The sequence below is a fragment of the Sphaerisporangium flaviroseum genome (genome assembly GCF_039537005.1).
Classification (GTDB): Bacteria; Actinomycetota; Actinomycetes; order Streptosporangiales; family Streptosporangiaceae; genus Sphaerisporangium; species Sphaerisporangium flaviroseum.
Window position 1 is genome coordinate 98,253 of sequence record NZ_BAAAZR010000009.1, and the last position, 25,409, is coordinate 123,661.

The window sequence follows — 25,409 nt, forward strand, 5'->3', positions numbered from 1 at the left end:
GTCGTGCGGCCGCTACGAGGTCGCGTGACCACGCATCGTGATCCGAGAGGTGGACCTAGTGGGAGTGAGCCTGCGCGACGTCGCGCACCTGGCCGGAGTGTCGGTGAAGACCGTCTCCAACGTGGTCAACGGCTATGCCCACGTCTCGCCGCTCACCAGGGCCAAAGTCGAGCAGGCCCTGTCAGAGCTCGACTACCGGCCCAACCTCTCGGCTCGCAACCTGCGCCAGGGGCGCACCGGCGTGATCGCGCTGGCCCTGCCCGAGATCGACAAGCCGTACTTCTCCGAGCTGTCGAGGTTCGTGATCGCCGCGGCCGCCGAGCAGAGATGGATCGTCGTCATCGAGCAGACCGACGGTGACCTGCGACGCGAACGGCAGGTGCTCGACGGGGTCCGCGACCACCGCATCGACGGGCTGATCCTCAGCCCGGTGGCGATCGGCGAGGAGGAGCTCGCCGCCCGGACCGACGACACGGCGCTGGTGCTGCTCGGCGAGCGCATCCACGACGGCCCGGCCGACCACGTGGCCATCGACAACGTGCGCGCGGCCAGAGACGTCACCGAGCATCTGATCGGACTCGGGCGCACCCGCGTCGCCGCCCTCGGCGCCCAGGACAACGCCGCCAGTGGCACCGCGCCGCTGCGCCTGGCCGGATACCGTGAGGCGATGGCGGCCCACAGGCTGGCCGAGACGGTGGTCAAGGTCGAGCGTTACGGGCGGGCCGAAGGCGCCGCCGCCATGTCCGCCCTGCTCGCCTCGGCCGACCCGCCGGACGCGGTGTTCTGCTTCAACGACCTGCTGGCCCTGGGCGCGATGCGGGCGATCCTGTCCTCCGGCGCGGGTGTCCCCGAGGACATCGCCGTGGCCGGCCTGGACGACATCGAGGACGGCCGGTTCAGCACGCCCACCCTCACCACCGTGGCGCCGGACAAGGCCCAGCTCGCCCGCATCGCGGTCGACCTGCTCAAGCAACGCCTCGACGGCTCCGTCCACCGCCCGGCACGGGAGATGCGGGCCGACTACCGGCTGTTGATCCGGGAGAGCACCGTGCCGCCACTCCGGAGGGCGGCCTCCCTCCCCGGCGACCGGTGGACAGGGGGGATCGGGCCTCGCCCCGACGTCAGTTCGCGGTGAACCGCATCAGCAGTCTCGTCAGGCCGTACTCGGCCGAGGGGATGTCGGCGAGGACGCGGACGACCTTGCCCTGGAGGTCGACCACGACCATCTGGCGGGGGTCCTTCGTCTCGTCGGCGAGCACGAGGCGGGCGTCGTTGTACCAGCCGATGAGCATGGTGGTGGCGGGTGCCGGAACCGTCGCCTCCCGTCGGCCGGTGGCGACGTCCCATACGCAGACAGATGGCGTCAAGGTCGGGCAGATGGTGGCGAATCGCTTTCCGGCGAGCCTCGTTCCCTAGCCGGCGACGCCACCGCTCGGCCGGGTTCCACCGTGCCCCGGCAGGTCCAGGTGCAATGAAACTGCAATGGCCGCTGACAGCATCTCGAACGACCGTCCAGTTCGAGAAGGGACCGAGCCCATGTCCGAAGTGACAACGGAGCAGGCCGCGCGGATCATCGCCGGCTGGCGCAGCGGCGTTCAGACGATCGAAGGGTGGGAGAGCCCCGCCGGACCGTTGTTCGCCCTCGGGGAGTACGCCGAGGGCGACATCACCATGGAGTCGATCTTGGCCGCGTCCGGGTGCACCCAGACCGTCGGCTGCCCCGGTGGAACCGCCATCTGCGGTACCGCCTGCACCTATTCCGCCTCGCGCGAGTGCTGCTGACACGATGCCGGAGAACACGGTAGGCGATACCGTGCTGGGCTGCCTGCTGGAACCGTCTCTGGACCGGCTGGCAGCCCGTCTCGGCACGATCACGGGACTCGCCGCGACGGAACGCGATGCCGTCCACGATGGCGCCGCGACCGCACTGCGCAACGCGGTGCGCCTCAAGACCAACCGCGTCCTGCTCCTGGAGCTCCACGCCGCCAGGATGACCGGCAGGCTCACCGCCCCCGACGCGCGGGCGCGGTGGAAGGAATGGGAGGCCGGCGCGGCCGACCAGGAGTTCTGGGACTCCCTCGGCGAGCACTATCCCACGTTGCTCCCGCGACTGAACCGGGTGATCGGCAACCGCTGCGAGGCGGCGCTGAGCCTCGCCCGCCGCTTCGCCGCCGACCGGTCCTCGCTGTCCGCCCTCGCCGGCACCGACCCCGGAGAGCTGGCCGAGGTCCGGTTCGGCGCGGGCGACAGCCACCGGGGCGGGCAGACGGTGGCGATCCTCATCTGCGGCGCCGGCAGCGTGGTGTACAAGCCCCGGTCGGTCGAGGTCGACCTCGCCACCACAAGGACGCTGGCCCGGCTGCTCGACGACGAGCCGGCCGACACGCGCATCCGGGTGCCCGACGTGGTGGCCGGCGACGGTTACGGCTGGGCCGAGCACGTGACCCACCGGTACTGCGCCGACGGGGAGGAACTGCGCTGCTTCTACCGCAACCTCGGTCACTGGCTGGCCGTGATGCGGCTGCTCGGCGGCAGCGACCTGCACGCCGAGAACCTCATCGCAGCGGGCCCGATCCCGACCGTCATCGACTGCGAGACGCTCTTCACCCCCCAGCCGCCGCTGCGGCCCTCCGGCTACGGACTGGCGGGCGACCGGGCCGCGGCGCTCATCGGCGGCTCGGTGCTGGGCACCGGCCTGCTGCCCGGACGGGGGCTGGTCCTCGGCTGGCGCGGGGTCGACATGTCGGCCATCGGCTCGCTGCCCGGCCAGCAGCCGACCGCCGACCTGCCGGTCATCCTCGACTCCGGCACCGACCGGGCGCGCGTCGGCTTCGCGCCGGTGCCGGTGCCGACCGCGCTCAACCACCCCAGTGAGAGCCCTGCGCTGGGCAGGCACTGGGATCTGATCGTCGACGGGTTCACCCGGCTGACCCGGCGGCTGACGAAGATCGACGAGGCGGGCGAGCTGGAGGCGATGCTCGCGCGCTTCGCCGACCTGCCGATCCGCGTCGTGCTGCGGTCCACAGAGGGCTACGCCGAGCTGGGACGGATGCTGTGGCACCCGCAATCCCTGCACGATGAGCCCGCCGCCAGGGCGCGGGCGGAGGACCTGCTCGCCAGGCAGGCGGCCAACGTGCCGGGCCGGCCCGAGGACCCGGTGGTGATCGCGGCGGAGGTGGACGACCTGCTGGACGGGGACATCCCGTTCTACGCCACCACTCCCCGCCGCGGCCGGATGACCGGGCCGCGCGGTACCGGATGGGGACCCGAGCAGGACCTGATCGCCGGCACGCTGGCCCGGTGGCGGGCGACGGACATGGACATGGAGCGGCAGGTGATCCAGTCGGCCCTGGTCAGCGCCTACCTCAACGAGGGCTGGATGCCCGACCGGCGGCGCCTGTTGCCGCCGGGCCTGGACACCCGCGACCTCGACCGCCGGCGCCGGGCCATGGCCGCCGACATCATGCGGTCGCTGGCGGAGGCCGCCCTGCGCGCCGAGGACGGCACCGTCACCTGGATCGCGCCGGTGCTCAACCCGACCGGCTGGGCGGTCATGCCGCTCGGCCTCGACATGTACGGGGGATCGTCCGGCGTCGCCGTCCTGCTGGGCGCCTACCTGTACGAGGTGGAGCACGGGCGCGCCGATCCGGTGGGGGAGGTGCGCCTGCTGCTCGACGGCGTGCTGCGCACCATGCGGACGGCGGAGAGGCAGTGGGCCAAGGACCGGCCCACCTTCCGCGCGAGCCGCCCCGGCCCTCCCGGCGGCTACCTCGGGCTCGCGTCGCGGATCTGGGGCTGGCTGCTGCTGGCGCGGCTCGGCGTCGTCGGGGCGCGGGAGGCGGTCTCGCGGTCGCTGGAGATCGTCAAGGAGATCCCCGGCGCGCTGGACGCCGACCCCTCACCCGACCTGGTACGGGGGATGTGCGGGGCCGTCGTGCCGTTGCTGCGGCTCGGCGAGAGCGCGGGGGAGACGGCCCCGGTGGAGCTGGCGGCCGAGATCGGCCGCCGGCTGACGTCCACCGCCCGGGGAGGGGAGGGCGCCGCGTGGTGGCCCAACCCCGGGTTCCCCGACGGGCTCGGCGGCCTGGCGCACGGTGCCACCGGGATGGGCTGGGCGCTGTGGCGGCTGGCGTCGGTCACCGGCGACCCCGAGTGCGCCGCCGTCGCCGAGGCCGCGTTCGACTACGAGGAGACCCTCTACGTGCCCAAGCCCGGCGGCTGGCGCGACCTGCGCATGCCGGACGTCACCGCGGCGGCGTGGTGCCACGGGGCGGGCGGCATCGGCGTCGTCGCGGCCGACCGGCTCCGGGAGGGGCATGGCGACGTGGAGCGGTGGCGGGACGTGCTGCGGCGCGCGTCGCAGGCATGCCAGGCCGAGGGCATCGGCTGGAACCACACGCTCTGCCACGGGGACTTCGGAGCCTGGGAGGTGATGGACGAGGCCATCGCCACCGGTCTCGGCACGCCGGGGCTGGACCGTCCGCACCTGGACGCCCACGTCATCGGCAGCCTCGAAGAGCACGGGCCGGTCAGCGGGTACGCCAGGGACGCCTTCGCCCCCGGCCTGCTGTCGGGACTCGGCGGGGTCGCCTACCAGCTCCTCCGCATGCATCCCGGCTCCCCGCTCCCCTCGGTGCTGCTGCCGGATCCGGGGCCGGTGAGACGCCTTTGAGCTCCGACGCTCGGCCGGCCTCCGCTGAGGGGCCTTTGAGCGACGACGCCCAGATGGCCTCGCCGTACTGGTCTCTGGACGAAGCGGGTGGGGACATCGGCCTGGGGCGGATGTTCCGGCGGCTGCCGGCGACCACCGGGGCGGTGCTCGCGATCATCGCGCGGGCGGCGCCCCGGCACGCCGTCACCGTCCTGGTGCTGCAGATCGCGTCGGGAGCCGCCACGGCCTTCGGGCTGCTGGCCACGGCGGGAGTCCTGGAGGAGCTGCTCGCCGCGGGCACGGCGGCCGGCCAGGTGACGGCCGCGCTGCCCATGATCGCGGTGGTGGTGGGCACGTACGTCCTGCGCGGCGCGGTCGACACCGCGGTCGCGTCCGCGCACGCCCGGGTGACACCCGCGGTCAGGCGGATGGCGGAGGGCGAGCTGTTCGAGGCGGGCCTGCGCGTCGAGCTGGCCGCCTTCGACGACGCGGGGTTCTACGACAGGATGCAGCGGGCCCGCGACCGCGGGCTGTTCCACCTCGGGAGCGCCGTGGACAACCTGGTCGAGCTGATCGGCGCCGCCCTGGCGGTCGCCGCGGCCCTGACCGGGCTGGCCGTCCTGCATCCCGCGCTGCTGCCGGTGCTGGCCCTCGGCGTGCTGCCCGCGGGCTGGACGGTGCAGCGGTCGGCCCGGCTGTCGTACGCCCACATGACCCGGACGGTCACGCTGAACCGCCGGGTGAGAATGATCACCGAGCTGGGCACGGAACGCCGGCCCGCCGCCGAGATACGCGCCTGCCAGGCCCAGGACTTCCTGCTGCGGGAGTACGCCGAGGTGGCCGATCCGCTGCGCGACCAGGAGGTACGGGTCGGGATCGGGATGGTACGCGCGCACGCCGCCGGGCGGGTGCTCACCGGGCTGGCGACCGGTGCCACGTTCCTCGCGCTCGCGCTGCTGCTGCGCGCCGGATGGATCGCGCCGGCGGTGGCCGGGGCGGCGGTGATGGCCGTGCGGTCGGCGACCGGGGCGCTCGGCCGCCTGGTGGTCGCGGGACACCAGCTCCTGGAGCAGGGCATGTACGTGACCGACTACCAGGGTTTCGTCGCCGACGCCGAATCGCGAGGGCACGGGGCGCCCACCCGTCCGGCGCCGGCCGCACCGCGACTGGTCGCGCTGCGCGACGTCGGGTTCCACTACCCGGGTGGATCCGGTACGCCGCCCGCGCTCAAGGGGGTCGACCTGGAAGTGCGCGCCGGCCAGACCATCGCGTTGGTCGGCGAGAACGGGTCGGGCAAGACCACGCTAGCGAAGATCATCGCCGGCCTCTACACGCCCACGGCCGGTCAGGTGAGCTGGGATGGCGTGGACATCGCGGAGATGGACCCGCGGAGCGTGGCCGACCGCATCGTGATGGTGCTGCAGGAACCGATCCGGTGGCCGCACACCGCTCGCGCCAACGTCCGCGCCGGGCGCCACGACCGGGACGACCCCGGCGACGTGGCGTTGCGCGAGGCCGCGGAACTGGCCGGGGCCGACACGGTGGTGGCGGCGCTGCCCCTCGGCTGGCAGACGCTGCTGTCGAAGTACTTTCGCGGGGGGCTGGAGCTGTCGGGCGGGCAGTGGCAGCGGCTGGCCGTCGCCCGCGGCGTCTTCCGCGACGCGCCGCTGCTCATCTGGGACGAGCCCACCGCGCCGCTGGACGCCAAGGCCGAGTTCGCCGTGTACGAGTCGCTGCGCCGGCTCGCCGCCGGTCGGATCGTCATCCTCATCACGCACCGGCTGGCGAGCGTCAGGAACTCCGACCGGATCTACCTGCTGCACCAGGGCGAGGTCGTCGAGGAGGGCACACACGACCAGCTCATCGCCGGTTCGGGCCGGTACGCGGAGATGTACGCCTTGCAGGCACAGATGTACACCGAGTCTCCGGCCGTCCCCGCCCGGTAGGACGGGCCCGCTCACCGTGGGGGTCGGTCCCCTGTGGCGAGCGGCCGCCCGGTGGCGCGCAGGATCGCCAGGTGCAGGTCACGGGTCTCGACCGCGGGGTCCGTGCCGAGCTCCGCCGCCAGGGTGTCGCGCAGCCGTTTGTACACCAGCAGGGCCCGGGCGGGCTCACCGGACGCGGCGTGCGCCCGCATCAGCAGGCGGTACGCGGCCTCGTCGAACGGGTCGGCGGCGACGGCCGCCTCGACCGTCCGCCGGCCGTCCGCCGGACGCCCGGTTCGCAGCCCCGCCGCCGCGGCGGCGTGCCGTGCCCGCCGCAGCAGGTCCTCGGCCTCGCCCTGCGCGGAGGTCACCCACTGGGCGTCGGCCTCCTCGCCCAGCACCGTGCCGCAGCCGAGCAGCGCGAGCGCCCGCGCCGCCGCGACGCCCGCCAGGGCCGCCTCCTTGCCGGCAGGCGCCCCTTCGTGCTCGGCGGGTGCCGTGGAGCCGTTCGCCAGGGAAGCCGCGTCCACGGCCAGCCGGTGCTCCGCCTCCGCGACCAGAGCCGCCGCCTCGTCGAGGTCCACGGTGACCGCCGGCACCTCGCCGAGCCGGTACCCCCGTCGCCCGCCCGTGACCGCCGCCGGCCCGAGGGTCCTGCGCAGCCTGCTCACCAGGGTGGCGATGTTGTCCGCCGGCCGTTTCGGCGGATTGCCGTCCCACAGCACGTCCACGATGTGGGCGGCCGGCACGGCGTGGCAGCGCTCGACCGTGAGCAGTTGCAGCAGGGTCCTGGCCCTGCCCCCGATCAGCGCGCGCGGGCATGGCACGCCGTCCCGCTCGACCGCGAAAGTGCCGGCCAGCCTGATCAGTACGCCGCTTGTACACTCGTCCGACACCACGGTCATGTCATCTCCCGCCGCATCAGCGGACCCTCCCCCTGGTGCACCCGCGCGCCCGTGACGTCCCCCCGGCGCGCGGGTGCCGAGGTCCTCCCCTTCCTCGTAGGCGTGACATCACGTGACACCGATGTTCCACGCCGGTTGGGGGCGGATTCGGGGTTCTGCGCGTCCCACGGCGGGTTCGGCTGGATCAGTATGGAGCCCGTGACAATCTTCGAGAGCCTCACCTCTGCGGAGGAACTGCTGCGCCAGGCATGCGCCAGAGGAGCATGGCTCGATCTTCGAACCGGTGACGCGGACCACGACAGGCTGGACAACGTCCACGACTGGGATGAGAGGCGCACCATCCGCGCCGAGGTGATCCAGGCTCTCCTCCTGGGCGCCGTCGCCGCCGAGGAGGGATGCGCGGCTGCGATCCGGCTGCGGGGAGCGCGCATCAGCGGACGCCTGGACCTCATGGGAGCCGTCGCCGACCGGCCGCTGATCGTGGAGCACTGTCACTTCGACGAGGAGATCCGGCTGGTCGAGGCCACCACCAGGACGGTACGGCTCGTGCAGAGCCGGCTGGTCCGCCTCAACGGGGCGCGGCTGCGGCTGGAAGGGCTGCTCAACCTGTACGGCAGCACGGTGGCGCATGGCGTGCGGCTCGACCGGGCGAAGGTGGCCAGCGAGGTCTTCATGGAGGATGCGGTACTGGAGGCCGACGAACAGGGCGTCGCGCTGGCGGCCGACGGGCTCACCGTCGACGGCAACCTCGACTGCTCCGGCCTGCGGGCCCGCGGCACCCTCAGGCTGCAGGGCATGCGCGTCGCCGGTTTCGTCAAGCTGTCGAACGCGCATGTGACCGGCAACGGCAGGATGGCGGTCGACGCCGAGGCCAGCGTCGTCGAGGGGCGGTTCCAGGCCGCCGGCCTCCACGCCGACGGCGAGGTCCGCATACGGCACGTGCAGGTCGGCGCGAGCCTGCAACTCGGCGGCGCCCGGCTGAACAACCCCGGCGGCCTCGCCCTGGGGGCGGGCGGGCTGGCGGTGACGGGAGGCGTGTGGTGCGGCGCGCCGTTCACCGCTGTCGGGGAGGTACGTCTCATCGGGGCCCGCCTGGGAGCGAACCTGTCCTTCATCGGGGCCGGTTTCGCCAACGAGGGCGGCATTGCGCTCAACCTCGACCACGCCACGGTGGACGGGGCCGTCATGGGGGACGACCTGACGCTGTCGGCGGGACAGGTCAGCCTCGTGAGCGCCCAGCTACGCGGCGGGCTCGATCTGCGACGCGCCCGGCTTCGCCTCCCCCAGGACGGCGAGCCGCTGGTGATCGAGGGAGCGGCGATCGACGGCCCGGCGCGGTTCGACGGGCTCCAGGCCAGGGGACGCGTCCGGGTACGCAACTGCCGGTTCGGCGGGCCCGTCCTGTTCATGCGGGCCGAGTTCGACAACCCCGGCGGGATGGCCCTCCGCTTCACCCGCAACGAGGTCGCCGCGGACCTCAACTGCGAGGACATGATCGTCCACGGCGAGGTCCGCATGGGGCACACACGGATCGCCCGCGACCTGAACTTCGGCGGCGTCGTCCTGGCCAACCCGGGCGGGGTGGCACTGGAGGCCACCGGGCTCCACGTGGGGGAGTTGGCGATGCTGCCGCGCGACACCCCCGACGGCGTCGTCATCCTCGATCACGCGCATGTCGGTCGGCTGCGCGACGATCCGGCCCGGTGGCCCGCGGCCATGCATCTCAACGGCCTGACCTACGAGTCCATGGAACCGCAGCTCACGGCCAGGGCACGCTTACGCTGGCTGCACCGCGACACCCGCGGGTACCAGCCGCAGCCGTACGAGCAGCTCGCGGCCTTCTACACGCTGGCCGGCCATCCGGTGGACGCCCGGACGGTCCTGTACGCCAAGGAGCGCCGGATCCGCGGGAGCAAGACCTTCCTCGGCCGGGTGTGGAGCGTCGTACAGGACATCACGGTCGGGTTCGGGTACAAGCCCTGGCGCGCCGCCGCCTGGCTCGTGGTCCTCCTCGTGGCGGGGAGCGTGGTGTACGGCCGGGCGCGCCCTCCGGCGCTGAAGAGAGGTGAGGCGCCGGACTTCAACCCCGTGATCTACACGCTCGACCTGCTGCTGCCGTTCGTCGATCTCGGCCAGCAGGGCGCCTACAATCCGGCCGGCGGCGCCCAATGGCTCGCCTACGGCCTCATCGCGGCGGGGTGGGTCCTCGCCACCACCATCGCCCGAGGCGTGGCCAGGGTCCTGGGCCGGTGACGCGGGGGATGACATCCCCTGGTCTGATCCGCCGCCCGCCGAACCCGTCCACGGTCCGATGTGGCCGCGGTGCCGTTCGGAGATGGTGGTCGGCATGCTGAAACACATCGCCGTCGTCCTGGCCCTGCTGGGCTCGGGCGCGCAAGCACAGCAGGCCGGCCCGCTCGAATGGAGCCCGTGCCCCAACGACAAGGCCGGGATGGAGTGCGCCGACCTCAAGGTCCCGGTCGACTGGCAGAAGACCGGCGGCCGGGAGATCACGCTGAAGCTGGGCCGGCTGAAGGCCACCGGCGCCTCCGAGGGCTCCGTCCTTGTGGCCTACGGCGGTCCGGGCGGGCCGGGGATCGCCATCACCCGGTCCGGAGACTGGTGGGACAAACTGCGACGGCGCATGGACATCGTCACCTGGGACACGCGGGGCTACGGCGAGCAGTTCGGCGGCCTCAGCACGGGTCTGCCGTGCACCTGGACGCGCATCCCGCTGCCCGACTTCCCCGGCGACGACGCCGACTTCGGGCGGCTGTCGGACACCAACCGGGGCTACGCCGAGGCCTGCCGCAACAAGGACCCCGAGTTCTTCGCCAACATGAGCTCGGCCGACAACGCCAAGGACATGGAGGCGATCAGGAAGGCGCTCGGCGGCGCCAAGCTCAACTTCTACGGCGCCTCCTACGCCGGGTTCTACGGGCAGGCCTACGCCCGCCTGTTCCCGGGGCAGGTGCGCACCATGGTGCTCGACGGCACGTGGAACCACAGCACCACCGGCTGGACCGGCGAGCTGGAGGAGATGGCCAAGAGCAACCAGCAGGCCCTCGACCGGTTCTTCGGCTGGTGCGCCGCCGGCACCTGCGGTGAGGTGCCCGCCAAGTGGCGCAAGCTGGTCGCCGAGGCCGACCGAACGCCCATCCCCGCCAAGGGGGCCGGCGTGGCCTACAAAGGCCGCGACCTGCAGGCCTTCGCGATCAGCTCCGCCAGGCAGGGCGTCACCGCGTGGCCCGGGCTGGCGCAGGACATCAGCATGGCCGCCGAGGGCGACGCCTCGGGGTTCCTGCCCGACCGCGGCGCACGCTACCCCGACCAGTCGACCGGCGTCACCGAGTGCCTCGACTGGCCCCGCCCCGCCGGGCGCGCCGAGCTGGAGACGACGATCCACCGGCTGCGCAGGCTCGCGCCCGACGCGGGCACCGCCAACACTCTGGCGACCGGGACCCTGGGCTGCGTCGGCTGGCCGGTGCGGGTGACCAACCCGCCGGCCCCGCTGCCGAAGGGCCTGCCGCCGATGCTCGGCGCCGGCGCCTGGGGGGAGTCCGACGCCGTCCAAAGGGTGCTCAAGCAGGTGCCGGGCAGCGCCACCATCCGCCACGATGGGCCCGGTCACACGCTCTACGGCTTCAACACCTGCGCCCGCGACCACATCGACCGCTACTTCACCGACCGGGTGCTGCCCGCGGCGGTCACTTCCTGCTGACCGGCGACGCGGGACCTGGCCGGCCGACGGCGCTGAGGACGACCCGTCCGGTCGTCGCGCCATCGGCCTGGCGTCGCCACGCCGACCCGGCGTCGTCGAGCGGCACGATCTCGTGCGCCACGGCCAGCCGTCCGAGGGCGGCCTGCTCGGCGATCATGGAGATCGCCGCGGAGCGCTGCTCCGGGCTCAGCTCGTTGTTGGTGTAGCCGAGCAGCCGCAGCGACTTGCTGCGCAGCGTGGCGGAGTCGATGGGGCAGGTCTCCGCGGCGGAACCGCCCAGGTTGACCAGCCTGCCGCCCGTCCGGAGGGTACGGGCTCCGGCCGCCGCCGGCGGGCCGAAGAGCGGGTCGAGCACCAGGTCGACCGGCCCGTCGGCGACGGCGGCGAAACGCGCGGCGAGTTCGACGACGTCATCGGTGTCCAGGGCGACGACGGCGTCGGCACCGGCCCTTCTCGCGCGCTCCCGCGCGACCGGCGAGCGCGCTCCGGCGATGACCCTGCGGGCACCGGCGATGCGGGCCAGCTGCACGGCCGCCTGCCCGACCACGCCTCCGGCGCCGAGCACCAGCACCTGCTCGCCGGCGGCCAGGTCGCCGCGCCAGCTCAGCGCCATGTGGGCGGCGACGGCGGAGAGCCCGAGCGCGGCCACGGCGACCGGGTCGGCGCCGTCGGGCAACGGAACCAGGTCCCGCACGGGTACCGAGGCGACCTCGGCCATGCTCCCGTCGCCCGAGGCCATCCCGGCCGAGGTGGGAAACCAGACGGGCTTGCCGCCGGCGGTCCCCACTCCCTGGACTCCCGGGACGTACGGGGTCGTTGGCCTGCCGAAGTAGGACGTGCCGCTCGCGCAGAGCAGGTCCAGCGGAGTGATGGGCGCGGCGAGGACCTCGACCAGCGTCTCTCCGGGCCCGGGTACGGGCATGACGCGGTCGACCACCAGCGGCGGCCGGCCCGGTGTGTGGATCTCCGCGGCGCGCATGGCTCAGGTCGCGATGTCGGGGTAGGGCATCGACACGTGGGCGAGCCGCCGGGCGTAGTCGAGCTGGAAGCCCAGCGGCGCTTCGTGGTCGCGCTCGAACATGGCGATGAACAGCGTGAGCGTCAGGAACGGGTGCGCGCCCAGCTCGAACAGCCTGGGGTGGTCGTGGGTGGCCAGGGCCTCGCGCTCGGTGTCGTCGAACCGCAGCCAGGTGGACGACTCGCCGTCGTGGCAGTTGAGGATGCGGTTGGCGTACTCGGCCTCCCACATCGTCACCGTGGCCCTCGGGTCCTCGCGGTAGCGCTCGACGAGCGCGGGATCGCGGTCGACGGTGAACAGGAACTTGTTCAGCAGGTACTTGCTCACGCCTTACCTCCGGCGGGATACCAGGTGAAGTAGGCCTCCATGGTGTGGAACAGGTCGTAGGTGTCGACGTAGTCGGCCTTCCTGCCCTCACCCGCCACGCCCATCATCAGCATGAAGTCCATGAAGCCGTGGGTGGCGTTCCCGGGCAGGTGGAGGCTGTCGAGGGTGACCTCGGCCAGGCATCCCTCGATGTCCCCCGACGAGATCCACTCGACGGCCTTGCGGTCGAACTCCGGGTCCGGCCCCGTCGGCCCGAACTGGCGCGGCCCGCCCAGTTCCAGCGACAGGTGCCCGGTGCCGATGACCGCCACCCGCTTGTCCTCCGGCCAGGACTCGACGAGCTCGCGGATGGTGCGCCCGAGCTGCACGAATCGCTTGGGCCGTGGCAGAGGCGGGGCGAAGATGTTGGTGTAGATCGGCACGATCGGCAGGTCGTTCTGCGGGCGCAGCGTGATGATCGGGCAGGTGATCGAATGGTCGATCCGCAGCTCGTTGGAGAAGGCGAGGTCGAACCCCTGGTCCATGCCCTCCCGCAGCAGATAGGCCGACAGGTCCTCCTGGCCCTTGCACAGCATCCTCGGCAGGCCGAACTCACGTTCCTCGTTGTAGAAGTTCGCGTCGTAGAAGGGCGCCTTCCCGATGAGGAACTGCGGCATGTTGTCCAGCCACAGCTGGTGGAAATGGTCCGAGCCCACCATGACCAGCACGTCCGGGCGCGCCCTGGTCAGGGTCTCCCGGAACGCCTCCACCTTGCGCACCCACTCGTCCGCGAACGGCGGGCGGTCCTCGCCGGTGGAGGTGCTGGCACGGTAGTAGAAGGGGTGGTGGGTGGACGCGATGACCGCGACCAGCTCAGCCATGCGGACCTCCAGCGGTGTCGGCGACGGGGGGGTACGGCTCGGGCGCGACGGACCGGTTGTTCAGGTCCACCGAAAGGAAGATGTCGTTGGCCACCGGGCGGCGCAGCTCCTCGGCGAGCTGACCGATCAGCCCGGCGGTGCGGGCGAGCAGGGCGAACCCGCGCAGCAGCTCCAGCGGCAGGCCGAGGTCGGCCAGCGCGGCGCCGCACACGCCGGCTCCGTTGAGCGGCAGCGTCTTGCCCAGCACCTGCGGGTGAACCCGGCCGATCGCGGCGAACAGCGACAGGTGGGGGCCGAACAGCCCCTCCTCCGCGGCGATCCGCATCAGCCGCGGAGTGCGGGGGTCGCCCTCCTTGTGCACGTGGTGCCCGAGGCCGGGGACGAACCTGCTCGCCGCACGCCGGGCTCTCACGGTGTCCAGGGCGAGGGCGTCCCATCCGGCGTCGTCGGCCGGCGGCGCGCCGCCGAGCGAGGCCAGCACCTCGTGCAGGAACCGGCCGCAGTCCTCGGTGACGCCAAGGAACCGCGACCCGCCGCCGAGCAGCCCGGCCGCCAGCGCACCCTGGATGGAGTCCGGCGCCGACAGGTATGTCAGCCGGGTCACGATCGCGGTGGGCGTGAACCCGTGGTCGGCCAGCGCGGCCAGCACGGCCTCGAACACGCGGGTCTCCCCGGGCGTCGGCCGCCGCTGGGTCGCGAGCCAGAACGCGAGCTCGCCGAACCCGACCTTGCCCATCACGTCCTCGGCCAGGTCGTGGCCGAGCAGCGTGATCGACGTCGGTGAGGAGGCCCCGAGCGCGGTGGCGTACTCCGGCCGGTCGATCCGCTCAGCCACGGTCGTCCTCCTTCTCCGGGACGGTCAGCCACCTGCGCAGCTCCGCGCCGTGCTCGTCGAGCTCGGGCGGCGGCAGCGCGTAGCCGGCCGGGGTCTCGGAGAACCGGATGGGATGCCGCGTCGTCGGCACCGCGCGGTCGCCCTCACCGACCTCGACGACGGGATCGAGCCCCATGCGCTCGGCCATCGCGAATCCGCCGTCGATGGTGTTGATCGGCCCGCTCGGCACCCCCGCCTCGACCAGCAGCTCGAACCACTCGACCGCGCCGCGCTTGGCGAGCTGCTCGACGAGGACGGGGCGCAGCTCCTCGCGGTGCGCCGTCCGGCCGGCGTTCGCGGCGAAGCGCGGGTCGTCGGCGACCTCCGGGATGCCCAGGACCTCGCAGAGTCTCCTGAACTGCCCGTCGTTGGCGGCGGCGACGATGAGGTCGTTGTCGGCGGTGGGCAGCGGCTCGTACGGGAACACGCTCGGGTGCGCGTTGCCCATGCGGAACGGCACGACACCGCCGGCGACGTAGGCGGAGCTGTGGTTGACCAGCCCCGTCAGCGCCGACGACAGCAGGTTGACCTCGACGTGCTGGCCCTGGCCGGTGGCCTCGCGATGCCGCAGTGCGGCGAGGATGCCGATGACGGCGTGGTTGCCGGCCATCACGTCGAACACCGAGATCCCCGCCCGGTACGGCGGGCCGTCCGGCTCGCCGGTGAGGCTCATCAGGCCGGAGATGGCCTGCACCATCAGGTCGTACCCCGGCACGTGCCTGCCGGGGCCCGAACCGAAGCCGCTGATGGAGGCGTAGACGATGCCGGGATTGGCCGCCCGCACCGACGCGAAGTCGAGCCCGTATTTGTCCAGGCCGCCCGGCCTGAAGTTCTCGACCAGGACATGGGCGCGGCGTGCCAGCTCGCGGGCCGTCTCGGCGTCGGCCTGGTCACGCAGGTCCAGCGCGATCGAGCGCTTCCCCCGGTTGACCCCCAGGTAGTAGGTCGACACCTCGTCGCGCACCGGTGGCGTCCAGGTGCGGGTGTCGTCCCCCTTCGGGCTCTCGACCTTGACGACGTCGGCCCCCAGGTCCGCCAGCAGCATCGTGGCGTACGGACCGGCCAGGACACGGGAGAAGTCGGCCACCAGCACGCCGGACAGCGGTCCACCGGGGGCCTGCCCGACGGGTACAGCGTTGGTCATCCGGCCTCGCCCTTCCGTCCGTTGGGCGGACATCTGTCCGCTATGGCGATTCTGGCATATTACCTGTTGGCGTCGCCAGACCCTTGACACGAGCGGCCGGGCTGATCAGAGTAGCGACGAATAAGGCGACTTACAGCGGACAGTAGTCCGAAAAATCGGCCTGTGTGCCCTGTCCTCGGTCGCCAGCACGGTGAGGAGACCATCGATGGTTGAGCGGACCGAGTTCGAGCCCGGACGGCCCGTGGTGTTGCGCGGCGGCACGGTATTGCCGATGGACGACGGGCGCCAGGTGCTGGGCCGCACCGATGTCCTCGTCGTCGACGACCGGATCGCCGCCGTCGGCCCCGATCTGCCGGTGCCCGAGGGCACCGCCGTGATCGACGCGACCGACGGCATCGTCATGCCCGGCATGATCGACACCCACCGGCACATGTGGCAGACCGCCATGCGCGGCTACGGCGCCGACTGGACCCTGACCCAGTACTTCGTCTGGTACTACCTGGAGCACGGCAAGCTGTTCCGGCCAGAGGACGTGCACGCGGGCAACGTGCTGGCCGCGATCGAGGCCGTCGACGCCGGCGTCACCACCGTCGTCGACTGGTCGCACGGCCTGCGCACCGTCGAGCACGCCGACGCGGCCGTCGACGCGCTGCGGTCGGTGCCCGGCCGGTTCGTGCTCGCCTACGGCAACATCCAGCAGCCACCCGCCGAGTGGACCGGCGCACCGGAGTTCCGCGACTTCGTGCGCCGCCGGATCACCGGCGACGACATGCTCGGCTTCCAGCTCGCGTTCGACGTCACCGGCGATCCGGCCTTCCCCGAGAAGCCCGCCTTCGAGGTCGCCCGCGAGCTCGGCGTCGCGGTCACCACCCATGCCGGCGTCTGGGGCGCCACCGGTGACGACGGCATCCGCCTCATGTACGACCACGGCTTCATGACCCCCGAGACGGTGTACGTGCACGCCGCGTCGCTGTCCACGGACTCCTACCACCGCATCGCCGCCAGCGGCGGCTCGATCTCGGTCTCCACCGAGAGCGAGCAGAGCGCCGGCCAGGGCTACCCGCCCACCTGGGCCATCCGCGCCCACGGCATCCCGGTGTCGCTCTCGATGGACACCAGCGTCTGGTGGAGCGGGGACCTGTTCTCCGCCATGCGGGCCACGCTGGGCGCCGACCGCTCCCGCGAGCACTTCCAGGCGCATGCCAAGGGGGAGACGGTCACCCACTGCGGGCTGCGCGCCGACCAGGTCGTCGACTGGGCCACCCGGGGCGGGGCGCGCGCCCTCGGCCGTGACCACGAGCTCGGCGGCATCGAGGCCGGGAAGAAGGCCGACATCGTCCTCATCAAGAACGAGCACTCTCCGGTCTCGTTCCCCATGCTCAACCCCTTCGGCCACGTCGCGTTCCAGGCGCAGCGCGGTGACGTGCACACCGTTCTGGTCAACGGCCGCGTGGTGAAGCACGAGCACCGTCTGGTCGGCGTCGACCTGGCCGCGGCCCGTCAAGAGGTGGAGCGGACCGTCGAGTACCTGCGGTCGGCCATGGGGGAGGAGGCATGGCAGAAAGGGATGAACCCGGATATCCCTCAGACGACGATCCTCGACAATCCCTACACCTACACCGACTACCACAGCGCCTCCACGCACAGCCGATGAACCGCACGGCGGAAGGGACGGTCGCTCTCACCGTCTAGAGTCAGGGGATCCGAGCGGGAGAGGCGTTCATGGCACGTGCTGATACCGGACCTGACTTCATCGAGGCGCTGGCACGAGGCCTCGATGTCATCAGGGTGTTCCAGCCGGGACGCCCCGTCATGTCCCTCGCGGAGGTGGCGGCCGCCGCGGGGCTGGCCCGGCCGACCGCCCGCCGCATCCTGCTGACCTTGCGGGAGCTGGGATACGCCAGGTCCGAGCACGGTGGCTTCGCGCTCACCCCGCGAGTGCTCGAGCTGGGCGTTTCCTACGTGCGCTCGATGGGGCTGTGGGAGGTGGCCAGGCCCCATCTCGAGTGGCTGGTGGCGCATACCCATGAGTCGTCCTCGATCGCGCAGCTCGACGGATCCGACATCGTCTATGTCGCCCGGGTGGCCGTGCCGAAGATCGTCACGTTGTCGGTGCAGGTCGGCACGCGTTTTCCCGCCCTGCAGACCTCCCTGGGCAAGGTGCTGCTGGCCGCGCTGGCGCCCGGCGAAGTGGAGAGGGTCCTCGCCGAGCCGAGCCGGTCGGGCATCGAGCCGCGGTGGCGGCCGGGCTCCGAAGAGCGTGAGGCCGCGCTGCGCGCCGTGCGGGCCAAGGGCTGGGCCATGACCGACGAACAGCTCGCGCTGGGCATCCGGTCCGTTGCCGCACCGCTTCGCGACGGGCTGGGGAACGTCATCGCGGCCGTCAACGTCAACGCGCACGCCGCCGAGACCTCCGTGGAGAAGCTGACCGAGGAATATCTGCCGCTGCTCCTGCGGGCCGCGGGCGCGATCAGCGCCGACTGGGCGCTGTACGAGACGGTTCCGCAGGTAACGGCGTCCTGAGCGGCTCCGCTCGCTCCAAGGAGCCGGGGGAGACACGTGGTGATGCCCCTCGTTCGCCGGAGCGTGCGACCGGCTGGAAGGACTGATCTCCTGCCGGCCGGGTAGCCGGAAGCGAATGCGGCTCCAAGACTGGTTCCTCACCGACGAGGAAAGAGGCAATCCCGCGACCAAGCTCGACGCTTGGACCACGGGCAACGACGTACGCCCGCTCATCCACGGCGCGACCTACTTCGCCGAACTGAAGAACTGCATCGAGGCGCTGAAGAAGGACGACCTGCTGCTGTTCGCCGACTGGCGAGGCGATCCCGACGAGCGGCTCACCGAAGACGGGCCCGAGGTCGGCGAGGCGATGGCCGCGGCGGCCGGCAGGGGCGCGCTGGTCAGGGGACTCATCTGGCGCTCGCACATGGACCTTTTACGCTTCAGCTCGGCCGAGAACCGCCATCTGGGCGAGGAGATCGAGGCGGCGGGCGGGCAGGCCGTGCTCGACACGCGTACCAAGCCGGGCGGCTCGCACCACCAGAAGTTCGTCATCATCCGGCACGACGACGGCTCCGCCATGGACGTGGCCTTCGTGGGCGGGATCGACCTGTGCCACAGCCGCCGTGACGACGCCGACCACCTGGGCGACCCGCAGGCCTGCCCGATGCCCGAGGCGTACGGCGAGCGGCCCCCGTGGCACGACGTCCAGGTCGCGATCCACGGTCCCGCGGTCGCGGAGGTGGAGAAGGTGTTCTGCGAGCGCTGGGAGGACCCCGCGCCCGAGACCCGGGACCCGCTGCGGCGGCTGCGCGACCATCTGGCCAAGATGGACGACGTCCCGCCGCTGCCCAAGCCGGGGCCGCCGCCGTCCCCGGTGGGCACCCACGCCGTGCAGCTCCTGCGCACCTATCCCGCGAGGCACAGCGCCTACCCGTTCGCGCCGGACGGCGAGCGCAGCGTGGCGCACGCCTACCACAAGGTGCTCGGCAGGGCTCGCTCGCTGATCTACCTGGAGGACCAGTACCTGTGGTCCACGGACGTGATCGAGGTGTTCGCCAAGGCGCTGGAGCGCGAGCCGGAGCTGCGGATGGTGGTCGTGGTCCCCCGCCACCCCGACCAGGACGGCTGGCTGGCCGGGCCCGCGAGCCTGATCGGCAGGGTCAACGCGCTCGACAGGCTGCTCAAGGCGGGCGGCGACCGGGTCGCCATCTACGACCTGGAGAACCACCAGGGCACGCCCGTCTACGTGCACGCCAAGGTGTGCGTGGTCGACGACGTGTGGGCCTCGGTCGGATCCGACAACGTCAACCTGCGCTCGTGGAGTTACGACTCGGAGCTGAGCTGCGCCGTCCTCGACGAGCAGGAGGATCCGCGCCCGCCGCACGGCGCGAGGAGGTTCGCGCGCGACCTGCGCCTGGCGCTCATGGCCGAGCACCTGGACCTGCCCGGCGACGGCCCGGAGGTCGACGAGCTGTGCGATCCCGTCACCGCGTTCGACGCCTTCGCGGAGTCCGCGGCCAGGCTGGAGGCCTGGCACACCGGCGGACGCAAGGGCCCTCGGCCGCCGGGGCGGCTGCGCCCGCATCCCTCTCCCGAGCTGTCCAATGTCCGCAGGGTGCTCGCCCTGCCGCTCTACCGGCTCGCGGTCGATCCCGACGGCCGCCCGGCGGCCCTGCGCAGATCGAAGAGCTTCTAGGTATGGCCATCGGCCGCCGCCGGGGCACGCGCGCACTCATGTCCGGCCGGGCTCGGCCGGTGTTCAGACGGGCGCCCGGACGCGGCCTCCCTTTCCTCAAGGCACCGGAGTTCCTCAGGACACCGGAGCCGAGCCCGAACCAGTGAAGGTGACCTGTGGCGAAAGTCGATCACATCAAGCACTACGCGTCAGCGCTCCTGCTCCCGCTGGTCCTCATGGTCGCCGTGACCTACGGCGCCGGCCGGTTGGTCCTCGCGGTGCCCACCGGCGAGGCCGCCCTGAACAGGGACCTGGCCGCCGACCGCACCGGCCTGTGGAACACGCTCACCGACTACGGCACCAGCCTGTCGGACACGCCGTACATCGTCGCCCTCACGGCGCTGGCCGCGATCATCTTCAGGCTCGTCTACAAGCGCTGGCGCGAATCGATCTTCCTGATCGCGGCCGTCTGGGGCCAGTCGCTCGTCTTCCTGGCCACCACCACGCTGGTCGGCCGCCATCGGCCGCCGGTGGAGCACCTCGACCCCGCCCCGCCCACCTCCAGCTTCCCCTCCGGGCATGTCAGCGCCGCCGTCGGCTTCTACTGCGCCATGGCGCTCATCCTGAGCATCCACGTCCGCTCCAGGGCGCTGCAGGTGGTGATCTGGGTGCTCGGCGTCGCCGCCCCGCTCATCGTCGGCTTCTCCCGCCTGTACCGGGGCATGCACTTCCTCACCGACGTCGCCTGGGGCCTGCTGCTCGGCGTCTTCTGCGTCGTGGTGGCGGCGCGCGCGATCCTGTACCGGCGCGAGGAGCGGCGTACCCGGCTCCGGGTGGCGGGAGACGCCTCGTCCGCCAGAGCCCGCCTCGGCGAGAACTGACCGCACCGCCCCGAAGCCCGTCGTCTTGCTCAGCTCCCGGCGCTCGACCTGGGCGACCGCGCCTCAAGCGATCGAAGGCCGCGTCCCAGGTCCTTCCGAAGGGCCGGGCCGGCACCGTGCCGGCCTCCACTCCCTATACGAACGGCCGGCGGGTGGATCGACATCGCGGCACGACCCGGCCGGGGCCATCTGACACCACAAGAGCACGGCCCGTGGTCGGCCGTGCCCTTCGTACCGGATCGGTCGGCCGTGCCCCGTACCGGATCGGTCGGCCGTGCCCTTCGCACCGGATCGGTCGGCTCCCTCTTGCTACCGGTTGCCTTTCGCGGCGGATATGTCCGGCATGCCGAACAAGCGACGCCCCAGCTGTCAGGCGGAAGCACCTCCGCTCCAAGGGGCGGACGCCCTCGTCGCCGTGCATGGTCGTGGTCGCCGAGGTGGTGTGAATGGGGGTGGGGTGCTTTGGGGGGGGTGGCTGAAATGGCGGTGTGAGTGTGGCGCCCTGCACAGTTATGGCCGGGTCATTGGGACGTGCACCTCGTGAACCGCTTTACACCCCGATTTCGATATATCGCGCGACATGCATGGCTACTAGGACTAGTATCAAGTCGTCAAGTGCCAGTTGCATCCATAATAATAGTAAATCGCGGTATACCCCCGGTATATTGGCTGGCAGGATCAACCCCGATCGAACCCCACATGATCCTCTGTGAGAGGCGTAGTGGCGTGAGGTATGGGATGGACTTTCAGGTGTTGGGCACGCTGCAGGTGACCCACGACGGCCGCACCGTCTCGGTGGGCACCGCGCTCAAGCCTCGGCTGATGCTCGCGGCGCTCCTGTCCAGGGCCGGTCGGCAGGTGTCGAACGACTCCCTGACCACCGTCCTCTGGGGTGATCACCCGCCTCCTTCCGCCCGGCGGAACATCCAGCTCTACGCGCACAAGCTGCGGCGCGAGCTGGGCGCCGACCGCATCTCCGGAATGCCGGACGGCTATGTGATCAATGTCGGTGACGAGCTCGACGCCACCCGTTTCCGCCGCCTGGCGGCGGAGGGGACGGTGGCGCTCGGCCGGGGCGACGTCGAGGAGGCGGGCGACCTGCTGGGCGCGGCGCTCGGGCTGTGGGCCGGTCCCGCCTTCGCCGGCCTTCGCGAGTCCGAGACGATCGCCGAAGAGGCGCTCCGGCTGGAGGACCTGCGACTGGACACCCACGAGCGTTATCTGGAGGCGGAGCTCGCCCGGGGGCGGCACGCGGAACTCGTCGGCGAGCTGATCGACCTCACCCGCGAGCATCCGTACAGGGAAGGGCTCCGGGCCGGCCTCATGCTCGCCCTCTACCGCTCGGGACGGCAGACCGACGCGCTCGGGGTCTTCCGCGAGACGCGCGCGCTCCTCGCGGAGGAGCTCGGGATCGAGCCCGGCCCGCCGCTGCGTCGATTACACGAGGCGATCCTGCGGGCCGACGAGGACCTGATGGTGCCGGCGACCGGAGGGATCGCCGTGTCACCCGCGCCCGAGCCCCGGCCGGTGCCGCGCGAGCTGCCACCGGACATCGTCGGCTTCACCGGCAGGCACCGCCAGCTGGAAACGCTCGACGGCAGGCTGTCCCAGGACCCGACCACGGGGCCGGCCCCTGTGGTGATCATCATCGCGGGCACCGCCGGAGTCGGCAAGACGGCTCTGGCCGTGCACTGGGCCCATCGGGTGGCTCGCCGGTTCCCCGACGGCCAGCTCTACCTCAACCTCCAGGGCCATGCCACCGATTCACCGAGGCGGCCGATAGACGCGCTGGCCGTGCTGCTGCGATCGCTCGGTGCCCGGCCCGACCAGGTGCCGATGGACATGGAGGAGGCGGCCTCGCGCTACCGGTCGCTCGTGGCCGACCGCCGCATGCTGCTCGTGCTCGACAACGCCAGGTCGGCCGACCAGGTGCGGCCCCTGCTGCCCGCGGGAACCGGCTGCACGGTGCTGGTCACCAGCCGCGACCGGCTCACGGGCCTGGTCGCCAGGGACGGCGCCCACCGCGTCACCCTGGACGCGCTCACCCCGCACGAGAGCATCGAACTGCTCGGCACCCTGCTGGGCGCCGACCGGATCGAGGAGGAAGCGGCGGCCGCCGCCCGGCTCGCCGAGCTGTGCGCGCACCTGCCCCTGGCGCTGCGCATCGCGGGCGCCCATCTGGTCGACCGCCCACGTGGCACCATCGCCGACCACGTCGCCGAACTCGCCGCGCTCGACGCGGGCGACCTCATGAGCGCCATGGCGATCGAGGACGACGAGGAGACCGCCGTCCGGGCCGCCTTCGACCTCTCCTACCGGACGATGACCGCGCCGGTCCAACGGCTGTTCCGCAGGCTGGGGCTCGTCTCCTGCGCCGACTTCACCGGACCGGCCGCCGCCGCGCTGGCCGGCATGACCGTGGAGGAGGCGGCCGCCGCGCTGGACCGGCTGTCCGCGGCGCATCTGGTGGACCAGCGCCGGCCGGGCCGGTTCACGCTGCACGACCTGCTCCGCTCGTACGCCGTGAACCTCGCGGAGACCGAGGACGACGGGCAGGAGCGGCAGGCGGCCATGCGGCGCCTGTTCACCTGGTACGTGGGCATGGTGGACACCGCCGTGCGCTACCTGTACCCCGAGGCGACGCGCCTTCCGCCGCCGGAGGAGGTGTCGCCGGCCGGCGCCGAGGCGTTCGATCCGGCGACGGTCCTCGGATGGCTGGACGCCGAACGGCACAACCTGCTCACCTTCGTCCGGCACGCCGCCAGGCAGGGTGCGTCACCGACCGCCTGGCTGCTCACGGACGGGCTGCGCGACTACTACGACCGGCGGCGGCACAGGAACGACTGGATCACGATCGCCCTGGCCGGGCTCTCGGCGGCGCGGGTCGCGGACGATCTGCGGGCGCAGGCCACCGTCTTCCACTGCCTCGCCCGCGTGAACTTCGGCCTTTTCCGGCATCCCCGGGCCATCGCGTACCTGACCCGTGCGATCGAGCTCAGCGTCGACGCCGGGTGGGGGCCGGGCGAGGCGAGCGCCCTCGGCAATCTTGGGGTCATCCTGTACCTGCTCGGACGTCCGGCCGAGGCCGCCACCCACCTGTCCCGGGCGCGCGAGCTGCACCATCGGTTCGGCTGGCGGCAGGGCGAGGCGAGGATCCTGAACACGCTCGCGTCCGCCTACGGGGAGTGCGGCCGGGTGGCGGAGGGGGCCGAACTCGCCACCGAGGCACTGGCGCTCAACCGCGACGCCGGCGCGCTGAGGGCCGAGGTCGGCACGATGTGCGTCCTTGGGGGGCTGCGTCACCGGCTGGGCCACCTCGACGGGGCGCTGGCCCAGCTCACCGGCGCTCTCGCGCTGGCACGCAGGCTGGGCAGCCCGTACGACGAGGCCACCAGCCTGGCGGGGCTCGCCCTGGTCCACCGGGACGCGGGCCGGCTCCATTCGGCCTACGACTGCGCCGAAGCGGCCCTGGAGATCGCGGTGGACACGGGGGAGCGGCGCCTGGAGGCCCACGCCCGCACGACGCTCGCCTCGGTGTGCGGGAGGGCGGGGGACCACGAAGGCGCCATCGCCCTGCTCGAGACCGCCCTGACCATCGCCGGGGAGATCGACGTCCGCATCCTGCTGGGCGAGGCACTGCTGGGCCTGGCCGAGGCCCGCTTCCTGCATGGGGAGCACGCCGCCGCGACCGACCACGCGGAAGAGGCGCTGAAGCTGGCCGAGCAGGCGGAGTTCCGGGTGCTGGAGGGACAGGTCCTCACCCTGCTCGCCCGTATCGGCCGTGGTCGCGAGCCCGCGGCCCGGATGATCGGATACGCCCGCGAGGCGCTGGCCGTTCACGGGGAGACCGGGAACCGGCTGGACTCCGCGCGCACCCACCTCGCCCTCGGCCAGGCCTTGCGTGACGAGGGGGATATGGGCCTGGCCGAAACGCATCTGCGGCAGGCCTCGGCTCTCTTCAGCGCGATCGGCGCGCCTTTTTCCGAGGCGGAACCGGCCGGATGATCAGGCGTTTTCCTCTCCCCGGCGGACCGCTCACCCGCCGTATATATCGCTATTATACTGACCATATACGGAAGGGTTTTATATTCGGCCCCGCAGCCTAATAAGCGACGGGGAGATGAAATGCAATTCCGCATACTAGGCCCGCTTGAAATCCAATCACCTGACGGTCCGGTCGAAATCAAGGGGGCGAAGCGATGCGCGCTGCTGGCCGCCCTGCTCATGCACCCCGGCCAGGTCGTCTCCACCGATCGGCTCGTGGACACTCTGTGGGAGGAGTCTCCACCCCGATCCGCGACCTCCAACATCCGCACCTATGTCGCTGATCTGAGAGCGTCGCTCGGGCGTACGGCGAAGGGGGAGCCCAGGGTCGCCGGTCACACGACGGGCTATCTGATCCAGGTGGAGCACGCCGAGCTCGACTGGCTGCTCTTCGAGAGGCTGGCCGATCTCGGAGAGGCGGCCATGCGCGCGGGGGACACCGAGCGGGCCGTACGGTCGCTCGAGCGCGCGGCGGGCCTGTGGCGGGGCAGGCCGTTCGGCGGCATCGAGCTTGGGTCATGGGTCCGGGCGGGGATCACGGCGCTGGAGGACCGCCAGTGGGCCGTGCTGTCCTCCCTGGTGGAGGCCCAGCTCCAGCTCGGCCGGTGCGGGGACGCGCTCGTGCGGCTGCGCCGGATGGTGGACGAGCGCCCGCTGTGCGAGCGGACACGGGCCCAGCTCATGGTCGTTCTCGATCTCGTCGGGCGGAAGGCGGAGGCGCTGGCCGTGTTCGCCGGGGGCCGCGAGCTGCTCACCAGCGAGCTCGGCCTGGAGCCCGGGCCGGAGCTGCGCGAGGTCCAGAGCCGGATCCTGGCGGGGCGCAGGTCATCGTCGTGGACCCCCCGGCGGCCCGCCTCCCGCGGCGGGTCCGCCGTCGCC

At 72.1% G+C, this 25,409-nt stretch carries 19 protein-coding genes; 12 read left to right on the top strand and 7 right to left on the bottom strand.

The features are described from left to right. The first annotated feature begins 58 nt into the window (after positions 1 to 58). Positions 59 to 1,135 (top strand): LacI family DNA-binding transcriptional regulator, encoded by a 1,077-nt coding sequence (locus ABD810_RS19980; protein ID WP_344942191.1) that lies wholly within the window; start codon positions 59 to 61, stop codon positions 1,133 to 1,135. Here ABD810_RS19980 and ABD810_RS19985 read toward each other — a convergent pair. Next, a complete protein-coding gene (locus ABD810_RS19985; protein WP_344942194.1) occupies positions 1,122 to 1,367 on the bottom strand; it encodes a hypothetical protein in 246 nt (81 codons plus the stop codon). The two genes, ABD810_RS19980 and ABD810_RS19985, sit on opposite strands and share 14 nt — an antisense overlap. A gap of 169 nt (positions 1,368 to 1,536) precedes the next feature. Between ABD810_RS19985 and ABD810_RS19990 the strand changes: the two genes are divergently transcribed. Genes ABD810_RS19990 through ABD810_RS20000 form a run of 3 tightly spaced genes read left to right on the top strand, consistent with a single transcriptional unit; the run spans position 1,537 to position 6,597 of the window. Further along, complete coding sequence (locus ABD810_RS19990; RefSeq protein WP_344942196.1) at positions 1,537 to 1,782, top strand: DUF6229 family protein; 246 nt, start codon at positions 1,537 to 1,539, stop codon at positions 1,780 to 1,782. A 4-nt stretch (positions 1,783 to 1,786) separates the two neighbouring features. Next, positions 1,787 to 4,672, top strand: a complete 2,886-nt coding sequence (locus tag ABD810_RS19995; protein WP_344942199.1) for a type 2 lanthipeptide synthetase LanM family protein — start codon at positions 1,787 to 1,789, stop codon at positions 4,670 to 4,672. 35 nt (positions 4,673 to 4,707) lie between these two features. Beyond that, positions 4,708 to 6,597, top strand: coding sequence for an ABC transporter ATP-binding protein (locus ABD810_RS20000; protein WP_344942201.1), 1,890 nt, complete (start codon positions 4,708 to 4,710; stop codon positions 6,595 to 6,597). Positions 6,598 to 6,608: 11 nt separating this feature from the next. On the opposite strand, the gene ABD810_RS20005 is transcribed toward ABD810_RS20000, so the two are convergent. Beyond that, positions 6,609 to 7,481 (bottom strand): AfsR/SARP family transcriptional regulator, encoded by an 873-nt coding sequence (locus ABD810_RS20005; protein ID WP_344942204.1) that lies wholly within the window; start codon positions 7,479 to 7,481, stop codon positions 6,609 to 6,611. A gap of 198 nt (positions 7,482 to 7,679) precedes the next feature. Between ABD810_RS20005 and ABD810_RS20010 the strand changes: the two genes are divergently transcribed. Both ABD810_RS20010 and ABD810_RS20015 read left to right on the top strand, forming a co-directional pair. Next, positions 7,680 to 9,734, top strand: coding sequence for a hypothetical protein (locus ABD810_RS20010; RefSeq protein WP_344942207.1), 2,055 nt, complete (start codon positions 7,680 to 7,682; stop codon positions 9,732 to 9,734). A 94-nt stretch (positions 9,735 to 9,828) separates the two neighbouring features. Further along, the gene (locus ABD810_RS20015; protein WP_344942210.1) at positions 9,829 to 11,202 is read left to right on the top strand and encodes an alpha/beta fold hydrolase; all 1,374 of its coding nucleotides are present in this window, start codon (positions 9,829 to 9,831) and stop codon (positions 11,200 to 11,202) included. Here the strand turns inward: ABD810_RS20015 and ABD810_RS20020 are convergent. Genes ABD810_RS20020 through ABD810_RS20040 form a run of 5 tightly spaced genes read right to left on the bottom strand, consistent with a single transcriptional unit; the run spans position 11,189 to position 15,425 of the window. After that, the gene (locus ABD810_RS20020; RefSeq protein ID WP_344942213.1) at positions 11,189 to 12,181 is read right to left on the bottom strand and encodes a quinone oxidoreductase family protein; all 993 of its coding nucleotides are present in this window, start codon (positions 12,179 to 12,181) and stop codon (positions 11,189 to 11,191) included. The two genes, ABD810_RS20015 and ABD810_RS20020, sit on opposite strands and share 14 nt — an antisense overlap. Positions 12,182 to 12,184: 3 nt before the next feature. After that, complete coding sequence (locus ABD810_RS20025) at positions 12,185 to 12,547, bottom strand: hypothetical protein (protein ID WP_344942216.1); 363 nt, start codon at positions 12,545 to 12,547, stop codon at positions 12,185 to 12,187. After that, entirely contained in the window at positions 12,544 to 13,407 is an 864-nt protein-coding gene (locus ABD810_RS20030) for a DODA-type extradiol aromatic ring-opening family dioxygenase (RefSeq protein WP_344942219.1), read from the bottom strand. The genes ABD810_RS20025 and ABD810_RS20030 overlap by 4 nt, the downstream gene beginning before the upstream one ends. Beyond that, positions 13,400 to 14,242 carry a citryl-CoA lyase gene (locus ABD810_RS20035; protein WP_344942222.1) on the bottom strand — a complete coding sequence of 281 codons (843 nt, stop codon included), beginning with the start codon at positions 14,240 to 14,242 and terminating at the stop codon, positions 13,400 to 13,402. Before ABD810_RS20035 ends, ABD810_RS20030 begins: the two co-directional genes overlap by 8 nt. After that, positions 14,235 to 15,425 carry a CaiB/BaiF CoA transferase family protein gene (locus ABD810_RS20040; RefSeq protein ID WP_344942225.1) on the bottom strand — a complete coding sequence of 397 codons (1,191 nt, stop codon included), beginning with the start codon at positions 15,423 to 15,425 and terminating at the stop codon, positions 14,235 to 14,237. Before ABD810_RS20040 ends, ABD810_RS20035 begins: the two co-directional genes overlap by 8 nt. Positions 15,426 to 15,630: 205 nt before the next feature. On the opposite strand from ABD810_RS20040, the gene ABD810_RS20045 reads away from it, so the two are divergent. The 6 genes from ABD810_RS20045 to ABD810_RS20070 all read left to right on the top strand — a co-directional run. Further along, complete coding sequence (locus tag ABD810_RS20045; RefSeq protein ID WP_344942228.1) at positions 15,631 to 17,079, top strand: amidohydrolase family protein; 1,449 nt, start codon at positions 15,631 to 15,633, stop codon at positions 17,077 to 17,079. Positions 17,080 to 17,147: 68 nt separating this feature from the next. Then, positions 17,148 to 17,948 (top strand): IclR family transcriptional regulator domain-containing protein, encoded by an 801-nt coding sequence (locus ABD810_RS20050; RefSeq protein WP_344942231.1) that lies wholly within the window; start codon positions 17,148 to 17,150, stop codon positions 17,946 to 17,948. Positions 17,949 to 18,063: 115 nt separating this feature from the next. Beyond that, positions 18,064 to 19,626, top strand: a complete 1,563-nt coding sequence (locus tag ABD810_RS20055; protein ID WP_344942233.1) for a phospholipase D family protein — start codon at positions 18,064 to 18,066, stop codon at positions 19,624 to 19,626. 155 nt (positions 19,627 to 19,781) lie between these two features. Continuing rightward, positions 19,782 to 20,486, top strand: a complete 705-nt coding sequence (locus ABD810_RS20060) for a phosphatase PAP2 family protein (RefSeq protein WP_344942236.1) — start codon at positions 19,782 to 19,784, stop codon at positions 20,484 to 20,486. A 750-nt stretch (positions 20,487 to 21,236) separates the two neighbouring features. Beyond that, positions 21,237 to 24,491 carry an AfsR/SARP family transcriptional regulator gene (locus tag ABD810_RS20065; protein ID WP_344942239.1) on the top strand — a complete coding sequence of 1,085 codons (3,255 nt, stop codon included), beginning with the start codon at positions 21,237 to 21,239 and terminating at the stop codon, positions 24,489 to 24,491. 120 nt (positions 24,492 to 24,611) lie between these two features. Further along, a partial coding sequence (locus ABD810_RS20070) for an AfsR/SARP family transcriptional regulator (protein WP_344942242.1) occupies positions 24,612 to 25,409 on the top strand: 798 nt, incomplete at its 3' end.